This window comes from Marinoscillum sp. (assembly GCF_040222955.1).
Classification (GTDB): Bacteria; Bacteroidota; Bacteroidia; order Cytophagales; family Cyclobacteriaceae; genus Marinoscillum.
The window spans coordinates 245,353-261,730 of the sequence record NZ_JAVKCA010000021.1; the positions used below are offsets into that span (position 1 = coordinate 245,353).

The 16,378-nt window shown below is 47.8% G+C and carries 8 protein-coding genes; 6 read left to right on the plus strand and 2 right to left on the minus strand.

Annotation, left to right across the window (positions count from 1 at the left end):
• The first annotated feature begins 45 nt into the window (after positions 1 to 45).
• On the plus strand, positions 46 to 798 hold the full coding sequence (locus RIH33_RS18790) for a TylF/MycF/NovP-related O-methyltransferase (protein WP_406652879.1): 753 nt from the start codon (positions 46 to 48) through the stop codon (positions 796 to 798).
• Positions 799 to 802: 4 nt separating this feature from the next.
• On the opposite strand, the gene RIH33_RS18795 is transcribed toward RIH33_RS18790, so the two are convergent.
• Positions 803 to 1,999, minus strand: a complete 1,197-nt coding sequence (locus RIH33_RS18795) for a T9SS type A sorting domain-containing protein (protein WP_406652881.1) — start codon at positions 1,997 to 1,999, stop codon at positions 803 to 805.
• A gap of 323 nt (positions 2,000 to 2,322) precedes the next feature.
• Between RIH33_RS18795 and RIH33_RS18800 the strand changes: the two genes are divergently transcribed.
• The 4 genes from RIH33_RS18800 (at position 2,323) to RIH33_RS18815 (ending at position 10,642) form a co-directional block, all read left to right on the plus strand.
• Entirely contained in the window at positions 2,323 to 5,820 is a 3,498-nt protein-coding gene (locus tag RIH33_RS18800; protein WP_406652882.1) for a CotH kinase family protein, read from the plus strand.
• Positions 5,821 to 6,124: 304 nt separating this feature from the next.
• Positions 6,125 to 8,986 carry a M16 family metallopeptidase gene (locus tag RIH33_RS18805; RefSeq protein WP_406652883.1) on the plus strand — a complete coding sequence of 954 codons (2,862 nt, stop codon included), beginning with the start codon at positions 6,125 to 6,127 and terminating at the stop codon, positions 8,984 to 8,986.
• 142 nt (positions 8,987 to 9,128) lie between these two features.
• A complete protein-coding gene (locus RIH33_RS18810; RefSeq protein ID WP_406652884.1) occupies positions 9,129 to 9,524 on the plus strand; it encodes a hypothetical protein in 396 nt (131 codons plus the stop codon).
• A gap of 116 nt (positions 9,525 to 9,640) precedes the next feature.
• Complete coding sequence (locus RIH33_RS18815; protein ID WP_406652886.1) at positions 9,641 to 10,642, plus strand: zinc-binding dehydrogenase; 1,002 nt, start codon at positions 9,641 to 9,643, stop codon at positions 10,640 to 10,642.
• 59 nt (positions 10,643 to 10,701) lie between these two features.
• Here RIH33_RS18815 and RIH33_RS18820 read toward each other — a convergent pair whose 3' ends face one another.
• Positions 10,702 to 14,919 (minus strand): M4 family metallopeptidase, encoded by a 4,218-nt coding sequence (locus tag RIH33_RS18820; RefSeq protein ID WP_406652887.1) that lies wholly within the window; start codon positions 14,917 to 14,919, stop codon positions 10,702 to 10,704.
• Between the two features lie 251 nt (positions 14,920 to 15,170).
• Between RIH33_RS18820 and RIH33_RS18825 the strand changes: the two genes are divergently transcribed.
• Positions 15,171 to 16,313, plus strand: a complete 1,143-nt coding sequence (locus RIH33_RS18825) for a hypothetical protein (protein WP_406652888.1) — start codon at positions 15,171 to 15,173, stop codon at positions 16,311 to 16,313.
• The last annotated feature ends 65 nt before the right edge of the window (positions 16,314 to 16,378 follow it).

The following is a 16,378-nucleotide window of genomic DNA, read 5'->3' on the forward strand; positions in this document are numbered from 1 at the left end:
TGACCATCAAAATCCTTAGTTTCGCAGTGCATCAAAGTCAGATATATGCACACCGCCATTACCCTTGAGCTCATAGACCTTATCAGCATTTTACTTGTCCTGATCCTCCTGTTTCTTGGCTACAATCTGCTTACGCTCAAGTGGTCTTACAAGATCAGCAAGCCCTACCAGTGGGAAGAGGCTCTCCGTCGGCACCAGATCTCTGCAAACCTGCGAACATTGGAAAGAACCTACCGGGATAAGGTGAGGTTCTACACCTTCTGGCTTCAGGTAGAGCGCCTCCGTAAACAAGGAGTATCTGGTGCTTTTGCCGAACTGGGCGTTTATCAGGGGGAAACCGCCAACATCTTGCATGAAATGGATCCTGAGAGGAGGCTACACCTTTTTGACACTTTTGAAGGGTTCCATGAAAGCGATCTGGGCTCAGAAAACCGTGACGAAGAAAAGTACAGTACCACCACCTTTTCGAACACCTCACTCGAAATGGTCAAAGACTATATCAATGGTAATGAAAATGTGGAGTTTCATCCGGGGCTCTTTCCTCAATCGGCCACAGGTATTCAGGAATCACAGTACGCCTTTGTACACCTGGATGCGGACCTCTACAAACCTACCCTGGCTGCTTTGGAATACTTCTATCCCAAACTATCACCGGGTGGGGTAATCATCATTCATGACTATAACCACAACTGGGAAGGCATCCGAAAAGCACTCGATAAATTTATGCCGACCATCCCGGAAACATTAGTAGAAATACCTGACTGGCAGGGAAGTGCGATGATTCTAAAGAACAGCTAGCCCATCACTTGACGACCAACCGCCTGGTGTATGCCTGAGCACCTGCAATCACTCTGAGCAGATACACTCCGGGAGTGAGCGACTCATCCGGATGCTCAATTACCCATCGGCTCCCCGCTGTGTTCAGGATTTCGTGTAGAACCACAGATCCGTTGGCGTCATATATATAAGCTTCGGGAACCCCACTGTAAGGTATATCTGGGCAGACTATAGTCAAATCACCCGTGGTGATGGGATTTGGGAATACTGAGAACCGCTCACCTGGTGTTGGAGAAGCAGCTATAGCGATGGCCGGGAAATACTCAAACTCCCCATCAAAATCCACTTGCAGCAGCCGGTAATAATAAACATTTGCTGATACCTGCTCATCACTGTATTCATATTTGATAAGGCTCTTGGAGTTACCATTGCCACTCACTCTGGCCACCATTTCAAAATCATGACCATCTTGAGACCTTTCTACTTCGAAATAATCATTGTTGACTTCAGATGCTGTGGACCATGAGAGGGATATGGTATTTCCCTCAAACGCACCACTAAAAGAAATAAGTGTAACAGGCAAAGCACTACACCCTACCCCGCAGCAGCCATCACTACAGTCATCCGGCCCACTCACAGTCGCGCCAGGGTCATTCACCGAGCCGGCCGACATAGTGCCTCCATCTGCCACAGTCATTGAACTTCCGGGGTTCGCATTTAATGCGCCACCTATGTCCATCACTCCCCCGTCTCCCACGCTCATCACCCCGCCATTGTTGTTATTAAAATCATTACCGACGATAAGGGTGCCATCTACATCCCCACCCTGGCCTGCCGGGGCAAATATTGCTGAAAAAAATCCACCATTATCCACATCCCCCTGCACCTCCATTTGAGACCCACCATTCAATATCAACTGACCATCTCCGTCAATCGTCAGATCGCCCTCAATGGTCACCGTGCCATTCACCACCAACGTGCCATAAATGGTGAAATCTCCTGTGATCAGGAGATTCCCATTCACGGTAAGGGTTCGATTATTGTTAATTCGCAAATTTGAATAATCATTAGGATCCAGGGTACAGTCATCCGAAACAAGATCTGTGTGGTCATCTATTCGACCAGATGGGTTTAGAAAATTACCCGTAGTGGTTGGGCTGGGACAAGCAGCGTAGCTTCCTATGGAGGAAAGGAAAACCAATGTAGCAAGTAAAAGTCTCATAGTCTGGTTGATCACGAAACTAATCTAACTCTCCTTATACACAACTGAAAGCTAATTTCGATAAAATACCCCACACCGGTGATGAACCATATTCGGAAATCGGTAAATTATACTTTAGGGGTAATCCTCTTCTTAAAGCCTGTTTGTTATGAAATTTTCTTCGGATTTACTGTATTATATCCATTGATTAGTTGGTGAAAATATGATACTGATAGATACTATTTTTTTTCAAATGCGTAAGATGTACACATAAAACACGAACGCATTTCGTTAGATTTATAAAATAATCTTCACAAAATTTCGAAATTCATATTTAATCCTTGATGATTTCACACCTCCCTTTTGGTCAATCAACCATTATCTGCTTCCTATCCGTCCTGCTCTTTTTCCCCGAAATCCTCCCGGCCCAGCAAATCATCATCAATGAAGTGATGGCCTCCAATACCACCTTCAGGGACGAGGATGGTGACACTCCCGACTGGCTGGAACTCTTCAATACCGGAAGCACAGCAGTGGATCTCTCCGGTTTCGGTTTGTCAGATGAAAAGGAAAGCGCATGGATTTTTGAGAATGTAGTCATCGCACCCGGTGGCTATCAACTCATATTCGCATCGGATAAAGACCGTAAAAATCCACCTCTTTATTGGGAAACACTTATTGACCTGGGTGACACCTGGAAATACATCGTTCCGCAAGCGCCCATTGCTGACTGGACCTCCCCTTCGTTTGATGATTCCAATTGGTCAAGTGGCCCTAGTGGGTTTGGTTATGGCGATAATGATGACAACACCGAACTCTCTCAGGCAGGTTCGGTCTTCCTGCGCAAGACTTTTCAGATAAATAATCTGGCAGATCTCCAGCAAGTGGTTTTACACATGGATTACGATGATGGATTTATCGCTTACCTCAACGGCTCAGAGATTGCTCGTAGCAACCTGACTTCAGCGGATTTTGATGCCTTCGCTTCACCTGATCATGAAGCACAGCTCTATTCTGGTGGTAGCCCTGAAGCATTTGAAATTGCCGATTTTAGCTCCATTTTGACCTCTGGTGAAAATGTCCTTTGCGTGCAGGTGCATAATGTAAATGCCACATCGTCCGATCTATCTGCTATTCCATTCCTGTCAGTGGGTAAAAAAAGCCCCTCAGAGGTAGGATTATCTTCCTTTCTCACCGCTCCCTCCAATAGCCTTCACACGGATTTTAAGATCTCAGCGGATGGGGAGACCATCTACTTGTTTGGGTCAGATGGAGTGGTTACAGACTCGCTGTTCACCGGCCCCATGCGAGCCAATATCTCGATAGGACACCCGGTTGACGATCTGGAAAACCTGCTCTATTTCACCGAACCAACCCCTGGTACCGCCAATAGCAGCCAGGGCTATCAATACTTCTCTGAAGAGGTGAGTTTTTCCAGGAAAGGAGGTTCATTCTCTGGTAGTTTTCAACTCTCGCTCTCTTCCGGTGGGAGCGCAGAAAGCATCTATTACACCACCAGTGGCGCTGATCCCGACCTAAGCAATGCCGCCCTGTACACCGGCCCCATAACCATTGACAAAACCACTGTAGTGAAAGCAGTGGTCATCAAAGAAAACAGCATCCCGGTAAATGTATCAGCCAACACCTACCTTCTCAATGCCAATCACTCACTTCCAGTGGTCTCTGTATCCACTGATCCCCATCATCTGTGGGATGAGCATGAAGGCATCTATGTAATGGGGCCAAACGCCGAATCGAACATCCCCCACTATGGAGCCAACTTCTGGCAGGACTGGGAAAAACCTATTCACATTGAACTTTACGAACCGGACGGTACCCAGGCCTTTAGTCTGGCAGCAGGAACAAAAATTTTCGGTGCCTGGTCCAGGGCTAGTGCCCAAAAGTCGCTGGCCATTTTTGCAAGAAAATCATATGGAGCTGAGGCTATTAATTATCAGGTATTTCCTGACCTTGCGATGAATCACTTCAATAGCCTGGTTCTGCGTAATTCAGGCAACGACTGGAACTCATCCATGTTTAGGGACGGCTTCATGACCTCCCTGTTTCACGAAACCGTAGATCGTCAGGCATTTCGCCCGGCAGTGCTCTATCTGAACGGTGAATACTGGGGCATCCAAAACATTAGGGAGAAGGTGAATGAGGATTTTCTCGCTAATCACCACAACCTGGATCCGGATAACATCATCATCCTGGAGGCCAACGGAGCCTCTGTAGAAGGAGACCCTTCCAGCTATCACGATCTTATTGCCTACATAGCCGATCACGACCTTGCTGAAGACGAGCACTATGAGTACGTGCAAAATCACGTGGATGTCTTCAACTTTGCTCAATATCAGATTGGCAACATCTTCATTGACAACACCGACTGGCCAGGCAATAACATCAAGTTTTGGAAAGAAAATAAGCCCGGTGCCAAATGGAGGTGGATAACCTATGATACAGATTTTGGATTTGGGGTATATGGTGGTGAAAATTACTATAACAATACCCTCAGCTTCGCCCTGGATCCCAATGGTCCCGGCTGGCCAAATCCGGCATGGTCTACGTTTCTGCTAAGAAACCTCCTGAAAAACGAGAACTTTAAAAACCTGTTTATCAATTCATTTGCTGACCAGCTCAACACAGCCCTCTCTTCGGCGGAGACACTGGCTAAAATAAATGTCCTAAGTGATGAAATCGCTCCTGAAATAGCCCAGCACATGAGTCGATGGGGTGGTGACTACAATAACTGGTTGTATCAAGTCTCAGTGATGAAGACGTTTGCGGAAAACAGACCACAATATGTGAGGCAGCACCTCAGAAGTCAATTTGGACTCTCTGGAGAACATACACTCACAGTGAAAAGCAGTAACCCGAACCACGGCGCTGTACAGGTCAATTCACTGGTGACGGACAAGTCCGATTGGAAAGGAATCTATTTTCAGGGAGTTCCCGTGCGTTTGTCGGCCTTTTCCCACGGCGGGAAATTTGTGAGGTGGGAAGGTGATGTGACCGGCACACAGCCCGAAATATTTCTCGATCTCACTAAAAACATGACAGTCACAGCCGTCTTTGAAACGGGTTCAGGAAATGACATTGTCATCAATGAAATCAACTATAAGTCGGGAGAAAATCTGGATACCGAAGATTGGGTGGAGCTGCATAATCCTAACAATGCAGCAATGGATCTCTCCGGCTGGGTGTTCAAAGATGGGGATGATGAAAACAGCTTTACAATTCCCGACGGTACGGTCATAGATGCTGGAGGCTACCTGGTAATCGCAAAGGATCTGGGTGCCTACAGTAGCTTTCACAGCACGGCGCATAATGTGCTGGGAGAACTGGAATTTGGCTTCTCAGGTGATGGCGAATGCCTCCGCTTGTTCGATCCTAATGGGGAAACCATTGATGAAGTATGCTATCTTCCATCTGCCCCCTGGCCCACAGCATCGGCAGGTGGCGGCTCTTCTCTGGCACTGGATGACCCTTCCCTGGACAACAGCCTGTCCGAAAGCTGGTACGAACACCCCGATGGGGGTACTCCCGGTTATGCTAACAAGGAAGTGACTCTGGGTGTAACCGCACCCTCCATTCCAGTCATTTGCTATCCCAATCCGGCCAGTGACCATGTCTTTTTTAGCTTTAGTTCGCATCAGCAAATGATCACGCTAAGCATACTGGATTTATCAGGAAGAGCACTCATAAGGGAGTCCATCCACCTGGAGCAAACGGGATTGGTGAATTACGAATGGAAAGTACCGGCCATAGAGAATGGGGTGTATCTGATCGAAATCACCACGCAGCACGGTGTGCAACACGGAAAACTCCTGATACAGAAATAGTGCAGCAGCAAATCATTGCCAATCAAAAGCTACTTTAATAGTGGTTCCATAGGTCCATTTTCACTACAGAAAAAGACCACTGATCCGTCTGTTGTCCATTCATCCCCACATATCCCCCAAACCTCACTTTTAGGATTTGAATACCGTACTATTTTCTCTAATATTAACCTTGCCAGAAAAGGATCCTCTTTTCCAGAAGGTCTGAGGATATCATTTCTGAAACTTAAAAATTTCAAATAACACATTTTATTCAGCGTTTAACCCCAAATGCTACATGACCAAATCAATAAAACAGAACCTCACTATGAAGAAATCACTGCTCTTAATGCTCATCTCTCTAGCCAGCTGGTCGGTCTTTGCCCAGACAAAGCTGATAGAGGAAGTCACCAAAACAGGCGATGAGATTGTCATCCCATATAAAAAATACCAGCTCGATAACGGGCTTACCCTGATCATCCACGAAGACCACTCCGACCCCCTGGTACATGTGGACGTGACCTACCACGTGGGATCAGCCCGGGAAGAACTCCAAAAATCAGGTTTTGCTCACTTCTTTGAACACATGATGTTTCAGGGTTCAGAAAATGTGGCCGACGAAGAGCACTTCAAAATAGTGACAGAATCCGGTGGCCGGCTCAACGGCTCTACCAACCGCGACCGAACGAACTACTACGAAACCGTACCCAGTAATCAGCTGGCCACCATGCTGTGGCTGGAAGCGGATCGCATGGGGTTCTTTCTGGACTCCGTGACCCAGAAGAAATTTGAAGTGCAACGAGCTACGGTAAAAAACGAAAAAGGCCAGAACTATGACAACAGGCCCTATGGCCGATGGAGTGAAGTGACTGCCGGAGCCCTGTATCCCTACGGACACCCCTACTCATGGCTGACCATAGGCAAACTGGAAGACCTGGACCGGGTAGATGTAAATGACCTTAAAAAATTCTTCATGCGCTGGTATGGCCCTAACAATGCCACCCTCACGGTGGGTGGAGACGTTGAGCCTGATCAGGTAATAGCCATGGTGGAAAAATACTTTGGGGTGATCCCGGCCGGACCTGCGGTAGACCCTATGAAGCTGGAACCCCCTGTGTTAAAATCTGACCGGTATGTCTCCTATGTAGACTCAAACATCCGCTTTCCGGCCATCATGTTCACATTCCCTACAGTACCGGCTTTTCACCCCGACGAAGCTCCGCTGGATTGTCTGGCAGAAATCCTGGGCACGGGCAAAAGCTCCTATTTTTATAAGAAATTTGTACTGACACAAAAGGCCATTCAGGCCTCCACATTCCACCCAGCCAGTGAGCTATCTGGTGAGTTCACCATGTTCGTGCTCCCCTTTCCCGGGCAGACCTTATCTGCATTTGAGCAGGAAATGCGTGCCATCCTGGACGAATTTGCAAAAAACGGGGTGAGTGACGATGACATCACCAAGTTCAAGGCCAGCCGTGAGTCGGACCTCATCAATGGCCTGGCAAGCGTGAGTGGTAAGGTATCTCAGTTGGCCAACTATCAAACCATCTATGGAGATGCCAACGCCATCAAATACGATCTGGACAGGTACCTCAATATCACCAAGGAAGATGTCATGCGGGTATTCAACCAATACATCTACAATAAAAAAGGGGTGATCCAAAGTGTAATCCCCGATGCTGATACTGCTCCGGCACAACCGGATAATTACGTGATCCCCACATCCGGAGAAAGCACATTCCCGACCACAGATTATTCAGGACTGAGCTATTCCCGACCTCAGGGAGACAAATTTGACCGAAGCAAAAGACCTGAACTAGGCCCTAACCCTACCATCAAGGTGCCTGACTTCTGGGAAGAAGAATTTGAAAATGGCATCAAGGTGATTGGTACTCAAACAGATGAAATTCCCGTAGTAGAGGTCCAACTGACCATAAATGGTGGCCATAAAATGGATGCCTACGACCCCAAGAAGTCCGGTCTGGCCTCACTCACAGCCGGCCTGATGAACGAAGCTACCCAAAACTATACCTCAGAGCAGATTCAGGAAGAACTCAGGAAAATAGGCAGTGACATCAGTGTATATGCCGGCACCTCACAAACCACCATCTCTGCCAGTACTTTGGTGAAAAACCTGGATCGTACCCTGGAGCTGATGGACGAAGTACTGAAAAGACCTGCGTTCAATCAGGAGGACTTTGACAGACTAAAAAACCAGCAACTTGAGGGCATCAAAGCCGGACAGAAAAATCCCGGCGCTATTGCTAACCTGGTTTTTGACCGACTCCTTTACGGTGATGAGCACATCTACTCCGTACCCAATAGCGGAATCGAAGAAACTGTAGCCGCCATAACCCTTGAGGATGTTAAGAATTTTTACAACAACTACTACTCCCCATCAATTTCCGAACTGGCCATCATCGGTGACATAGACCGTCAAACGGTACTTGATAAGATGGAGTTTCTGAAAAACTGGGAAGCCAAGGAAGTAAAAATCCCGGAACTGCCAAAGGCAAAACCCTCTGGGAAAACCACGATCTACATGGTGGACAAGGTGGATGCCCCTCAGTCTGAGATCAGGATTGGTTATGTGACCGATATGCCCTATGATGCTACGGGAGATTATTTCAAGACCTACCTGATGAACTTCCCGCTGGGAGGTGCCTTCAACAGTCGAATCAACCTGAACCTGAGAGAGGACAAAGGCTGGACCTATGGCGCCAGAGGCTACTTTTCCTCGGACGATGATCCGGGACCATACACTGCCTCGGCTGGTGTAAAAGCCAATACCACAGACAGTGCAGTGGTCGAGTTTATGAAGGAAATCTCCAACTATCGTACGAACGGAATGACCGAGAGTGAGCTTGCTTTCATGCGCAGTGCCATCGGGCAGAGAGATGCACTGGATTACGAAACTCCGGGTCAGAAAGCCAGATTTCTACGTAGAATCAATCATTACAATCTGGACAAAACCTTTGTGGACGAGCAAAACCAAATCATCAGAACCATTTCCAGAAAAGAGCTGAACACCCTGGCGGACAAATACCTGAAGGACGAGAACTTCTACATACTGGTGGTGGGTGATGCAGCCACCAACAGAGCCAAGCTTGCCAAATTGGGATACGACATCATTGATCTCAATGAGAAAGGCGATGTAATAGAGGATGGCAAAATAGACACTCAGAAATAGTCCATTGATATCATCAAATAAAGGGCTGTTGCGCTAATCGCAACAGCCCTTTATTATTCCATAACTATGATCCTACCTCAACTCAAAAGCAAATTAAGCACGAACGAGGTATGATAATTATACAAGACTATCCAGACTCAAAATGATGAATACAAAAATACTTATGACACTTAGTGCCGTCACTCTGGCACTGGCAGGGATCGCCCTTACATTCGCTCCTGAGGAAATCCTCCTGACCATCAGTGCGGAAGGTACCCCCGCCCTTATCCTCATTCTGCAACTATTGGGTGCGCTCTATTTTGGATTTGGTATGCTCAACTGGATGACGAAAACCGGCAGAATTGGAGGAATCTATAACCGACCTGTGGCTGTGGCCAATTTCAGTCACTATGCCATTGCCGGCCTGGCACTGATGAAATCACTGACTTCCGTCTCGGACTTACCCACGGTGATTTGGGTGGTTGCAATAGTTTACGCCGCTTTCGCTGTAGCCTTTGGAGCCCTGCTTTTCTGGAATCCTTTAAAATCCCAGAACTAAGCCTAAGCACTCATGAATGAGAACTTTTAACGCTGGCCACAGCTTTCGGGGAACTAAGTAAGGCTCTCTTGGGGTTTACTCGCTTATTTACGATAACCCCTTATTTTTTAATCTACATGAAAGCAGTAGTTCTCAACCCAAAAAACAACCAACTGGAGTATCAGGAAACAGCCGAGCCCGCAATCTCCAAATCAGATGTACTCATCAGATTAAAAGCAGCGTCCCTCAATCACCACGAACTCTGGTCATTGAAAGAAAAAAAATTACAAAGCGATACACGCATCATCATGGGATCAGATGGAGCCGGAGTAGTAGAACAGGTAGGCTCCGGAGTTACCCGATTTTCTCCTGGTGACGAAGTGATCATTAACCCTTCGATGAATTGGGGCCCTGATCACCGGGTGCAGCACGCAGACTATGAAATTCTCGGATTTCCAACCAATGGCACCTTTGCCGAACGCGTCAGCATTCCCGAAGAGTACGTGTTGACCAAACCTGCTCACCTATCGTTTGAGGAAGCCGCTGCCATACCCCTGGCGGGCCTCACAGCCTACAGAGCACTTTTCACCCGGGGCGAATTCGAACCAGGGCAATCGGTGCTCATCACGGGGATAGGTGGCGGCGCTGCGCTGATGGCCCTTAGTTTTGCAGTAGCGGCCGGAGCCTCAGTGTATGTCACTTCGGGTAGCGATCACAAAATCACAAAAGCCGTTGCTTTGGGAGCAAAAGGAGGAGTGAACTACAAAGCACCCAATTGGCATGAACAATTGCAGGCGTTGTCTGGTGGGTTTGATGTAATCATTGATAGCGCCGGTGGACCGGGCTTCAAATACCTGACAGAGATCGCCAATCCCGGAGCAAGAATTGTCCTTTTTGGACGCACAGCCGGCATGATACAGGACATTAGTCCACGGGTGATCTTCTGGAAACAATTATCCATCCATGGTACTTCCATGGGTACCAGCCAGGAATTTGAGCAAATGCTGAAACTATTTTCCGATCGGAAAATACACCCGGTCATTGATGCGGTATATCCGTTGGAACAGATCAACGAAGCATTCGACAGGATGGACAACAGCGACCAATTCGGTAAAATTGTGATGAAGATCACAGCGTAAAAACAAAAAAAGGGTGGAATCGCTTCCACCCTTTATACTCTTAGCTACTCAGCGCTGTCTTATTGTTTGAAGAATCGCTGATGAAGTATCTGCCCATCGGTCGTCAATACCTTCATCAAAAACAAACCCTTGTTCAAGCCTGAGATATCCAGCACCGCACGACCCTCAGGGTTGCTGAAATCCGACATTTTCATCGCTTTGCCAGACAGGTTGTAGATCGCTATGTGGCTAATCTCAGTATCAGGCATCTCCACATTCACTACATCCACTACAGGGTTAGGGAACAAAGTAAACTGAGGCAGTACCTTGGGCCCAGTGGCAGCAACAGTCTGCGCTTTTCTGGCTCCTGCGGATCCTTGCACCGACACATCACTGAAGGATGCCACAGCCGTTGCGCCGTCCAGATTGGAAGTAGCTGCCAGCCCAACATAAACGACCTGGCCGAAATTTACCGTAGTACTACCCACCAATGACCAGTTGCCATTGGTCGCAGACACATAGGAGGAAATGCTATTGCCAGTTCTCACAATGCGGATGTACTTCGGTGCACCGCCGGCCTCATATCCGGTGGTCTTGGCCTTTCCGCCCGTCGTCTTTCTGTATTCCATTCTCACGGCCGGACCAAGCAATAGCGGATTTGCCACCAGGGTGGTCATAGCAAATTTAGAATTGGCCGCCAGAGACTCTCTGATCATGACAGCCGCTTTGGCCTCAGTGTTTGTATTGTCAAGGCCATCCACCCGAGCTATGATCTCACCGTCACCATCTATTGGCTGATAGGTGAAGTAGAACTCATCTGATTTATCGTCGATTCCACTGCCACTGGCACTCAGCTCAAACATGCCATCGATAAAGCATAAGCTTCCCGCCTGACTCACACTGCCGACATCATCGGACGACCAGGGTGATGGAGCCGCTGTACAATAGGCAAAATCCTGAACAATGCTTACTGAACCAGAGCCGCTAAAAGTTCCGGTGTAGGCACGGTACTGATCGGCACTGTTCACATCTGTCAAAACGCCATTTAACTGAAAATTCCCCAACCTGTCATCGGCATCATCCATGTCCGCTGAATTGACCTTCATAGGAATCAGCTCCACGGTTTCATCAAAGGCATTAAGCTCTCCATCTGTGAAATAAAGCGTCAGGTCATACGTGGCACTTTCATTCCCTACACTGATGCCAAATGCCTTGGAGGGCCTGGCAGTAGAGATGTTTGAGAACACTTCAAAGCTGGATCCTGCATCGGTAACCGACAGGGTAACACACCCAAGGTCTGCAGAGGCATTTTCCACTTTAGCGATCAAAGCCTGATCTGAATCGCTCATAAAATAGACTGACTGACCGGCATGCACCGTGGCCGTTGCCAGCGCTCCTTCTTCTGTTTCTATGCCTGCGGGAGTGGCTGTTACGCTCACATTGTCTATCGCAAAACTAAACTGCGAACCCGCATTGGTGTCATTGTACCATCTCCACCCAAGGAAAAAGGCTTGGCCATCCAGGGCATTGATGACGGTACTGAAGGTGCCGTTTTCGGTAATCACCGCCAGTGGACCACTGCCCACAAACTGCTGTACAGACACGTAATCGGAGCCATCCAAAGAATAAACGAATTCACCATAGTCAAAAATCACACCCGGATCTATTGCATCCGTTTCTCCACCTGCTTCCCAGTCAAAGCTTACCATCACATCACTAGTGGCTGCAGCATTGATCAGTGGAGACCTCAGTATACTATTCGATGGAGAGTTCTGATCATAAAAAGGTATCTCCGTGAGGCCGTCTGTGACATAGGCACGACCCTCAGCTGAAAGCTGACCATTAAAATCCCAACCATTAACTCCATCGGAAAAGGACAATACACTCCATCCTGAGGGTATTCCATCATTGGTGAACGCTTCTGAGATTAAGTCCATAGGCTCCGTGCCTGTGCGGGGCGCAAAATCATTGTCAGATATGGCAAATTCCTGCTTATGAAAGGCTCCATTATAAATGAAAGACAGTGAAATAGTTTCACTTCCCTCAATCACCCCATCATCGTATATCACGATCTCAAGTGACTTGGTCTCCGAGCCTGAGAAGGTCAGTGATTCTGAAGAAAGATCAAAATCCTGACCCATGGTAGCCGAGCTCCCAGAAGTATTCAGGCTGATGGTAGCAGCCGGAGAGATTTCCACACCTGTAAGCACAATGGTATAGGTCCTGAAATCATTACATCCACTGAGTTCATTGTCTTCTGATAAAATCCGGATGTTGCTATCGCTAAAAGTAATGGTATTGGGCTCTCCCGGATCGTAGGCAGCCCCTATGTCTACACCATGCCAGGCATTGGTGGTCTGTTCTTCTTCGTTCGAAGCAATACCATAGAGTGTCTGAGCTGCAAATATTGAAGCGGCCCTCATTTCTGCATATTTTGCATTCGGGGAAAGCATCGTTTCAGCCAGGTAAGTGATTTTGGCAGCTTTCTCAAAGCCAAGACCCTGTACTGAATAGACGTTCCCCGCATCGGTTATTTCATCATCTGCTGATTGCTTGCCCTGACCAAGCGAGAGCGGTTGGCCGCTTCCTTCCACAAGCAGATAATACCACTTATTGAGTACACCGCTATTGGTGTGCACACCACACTGATCATTGGCAAGAGTGGGTGTACCACATTCCGGATCTATCCAGTTGGCACCACCATATGAATCCGGATCTCCGGCAGCTTTGGGGTCATCCATCCACCGGAGTGCACTCACGATCCCTTCTCCGGGCTGAATCCCGCCATCGCGTTCATCGATCTGTTCTCCAATACCCCAGGTATCGTAGTTCAGGGATCCGTCGATTTGAGAAAGCACGTAAGCTTCTACCGAAGCTGCCCAGATGTCTGAAAAGCCTTCATTCATGGCCCCGGATTCTCGCTGATATACCAGATCGGCAGTGTACTCACACACCCCATGACCTATTTCATGAGCACATACGTCCATCGACGTAAGTGGCGCAAAAGACCCATCGGGGTTGGTACCCCCCTGATAACTGCCATCGCCATAAGTCATGGCGGTTCCGTTCCAGAAGGCATTGTCATAAGCATCGCCGTAGTGGACATAATTGGTCACTTTGGTACCCAGGTCATCATAACTGGAGCGGTTGTGTACTTCCTTCCAGTAGTTGAGCACCACCTCAGCTCCCCAATGCGCGTCCAGTGCCACATCATCATTGTTTGATTCATTAGCAATGGGATAAGGATTCGTGGTTGAAAAAATATCCTTTCTGTGCTCAGCGGCTGTCCAGTTGTTATCCGGGGTCTCACTGTGCAGGAGATCACCGTCTCCATCGGCTATCGGCACTGACAGCAGGGCCAAAGCAGGAATATTCAGTGGCACCCCTCCGATCCCTTCATAGGAGCGGGTTTCGTTCTCAATGCCTGTAGGTGTCACCCCGTTGAGTACCCAGTTTCCATCGGTATCCATGGAAGTATCGAAATTCCGGGTGCCTGCATATCGCGTGTCTCCCACGGCCGTTGTGGCAGGCATCATCTCTTCGGCTATGTCAGCCGCTGTATGTCCGGCATCTGCATGCTTGATGATGGCATCCAGCAACAGTACATCCCCTGTGCTGGCATCCACATACACATCTGCTCTGGACAAAGGCTCTGCGGCATATATATTGAACTTGTAAGCCAATGACAGATCCACCACCTCTGTGAGGTAATTGTCTACAAAAACCAACTCACCAGTGGGATAAGCTGCATTGTATGCGGCTGTGATTTCCGGCGAGTTACCCAGACTCAGGATATAATCCCACGCATAGGTGACCGCACCCACATGATCCAGGGCCTTCTCCAGTGCACCTGACTCACTCAATACCGGCGAAGATGGAATGGCGGGCGGTAAGCTGTAGTATTCAGCTGTGAAGCCCAGCACTATCCCCTTTTTGGAGACAGCTTTGAACACGCCATGCTCCACTTTAATCCCATTGATGTACTGCTGATATTTATCTACCTGCACACCATTGGTCTGTGTGGTGGATTCATTGATCAGAGATGTTTCCTGCCCCAGACCGAGGACAGTTTGCAAAAAATCCGGGGTTTCACTCAATGAAAGTGTCGTCCCCGTAGGGTTCATTTTGATCAGTGATGGTGTACCCCTGGACGGCTCCATGGTAAACTCAGCCACCCGCTGATCATTCATGAGGTTGTTCGAAATGTCCTGTGCGGACGTCTGCGCATAGAGCGCCTGTAACCCCAGCCAGCAAACTACAGCTGACAGGATTACACATTTGTGTGTTAACTTATACATACGTTTTGAATTAGGTAAAATTGCAATTTACAAAGAATCATTATCATTTTAAAAAGATAAAACATTCGATATGTATCCTTCCTTTTGGCAAAATATAATCCTGTGGTGCACAGAAGAAGCCATAAAAAACTCTGAGATTATCTAAATAAAGGAGGGCATCAGAAATTTCCTTTTACCAGATTTTCTTATCATTTTGTCAACGAATACAGTATGAGCAATACCTATAATTCAAAATCAAAATGTTAGAAAAAATGAAGAAGTATACCATGATTCTTTTATTCCTGTTTTATACCCTTGCGGGGTACTCACAGAGTTGCACCAATCCGACGGGCTCGGTGATCAGCGGCACCTACACCAACTACAACTGTCACCAATATGTGAAAGCAGCCCTGGTGAAAGGCTGGGTAAACATGAACAGTGGCTATCCCAGCAACCAAAGCAGCATCTCAAATCTTAGCTCGGCCACCATAGAGACCGACAATGATTTCATTCGAGTCTGTAATAATTATGAAGCGAAAGCCATCTCCATGAACATCAGTCAGAACAATGCTGACCACTCGGCGGTGGTACTCAATGGTGGGATGTACTCCTATGATTATGGCAATTTGGCCAGCACACCGGGCTTCGGATCACAAGTTTACACCCACGGTCACGCCCGGTCATTTACCAACGCCTGCAGTCATAAGTTTTATTCTACCACCTCGGATGTCAGCATATCGGGCCCCTCCTCTGTATCCATAGGAGCCACAGCCACCTATACCCTTTCTGCACCTTCCAATATATCGGCAGATCACTGGGGGGTGAACACTTCCTATTTTGATATCCTCTCGTCCAACAGCACCTCAGTAACTGTCAAGGCTAAATCCTCGGCGGGCTCTGGATATGTGAAAGTGTATCTACGAACCTCATGTATGAGTTCGGGTGAGTTTAAGCCCAGCAAACAAAAAACAGTCAGTGTGATAGCAGACTGCACAGGTACGCTCAACGGAGGAGCGCTCTATACCTATAACAATGTGAGCAGCGGCGCTTCTAATACTGTGGCCATGAATATGTCCAGCTGGACCTGGGTAAAAACCTCAGGAAGTCCCAGCTACTGGTACACCGGATCAGGTGGGAAATACATGTATTTCTCTCTCTCAAGTGGCTGTGTCACCTTCAACGCCTACAATGCATCGTGTAACCTCACCTTCACTTTCTGTGCTTACGGTGGGTATGCCATGCAATATGATGGTGAGGAACAACTGGAATATCAGGTGCATAACCTTCTCACCAATCAACTTGCACGAAAAGGTACTGCTGCTCCTGCGGATGAGCCAGAAATGCTCAAAGACCTGCCGGCTGGCTTGTATGTGCTGTCCATTGGAGACACCAAAAAGAAGGTCTTGATCAAATAAACCAAACTTGCTGCATACTGTACTCAAACAAAAAACGCGGGCTTATGCCCGCGTTTTTTGTTCAC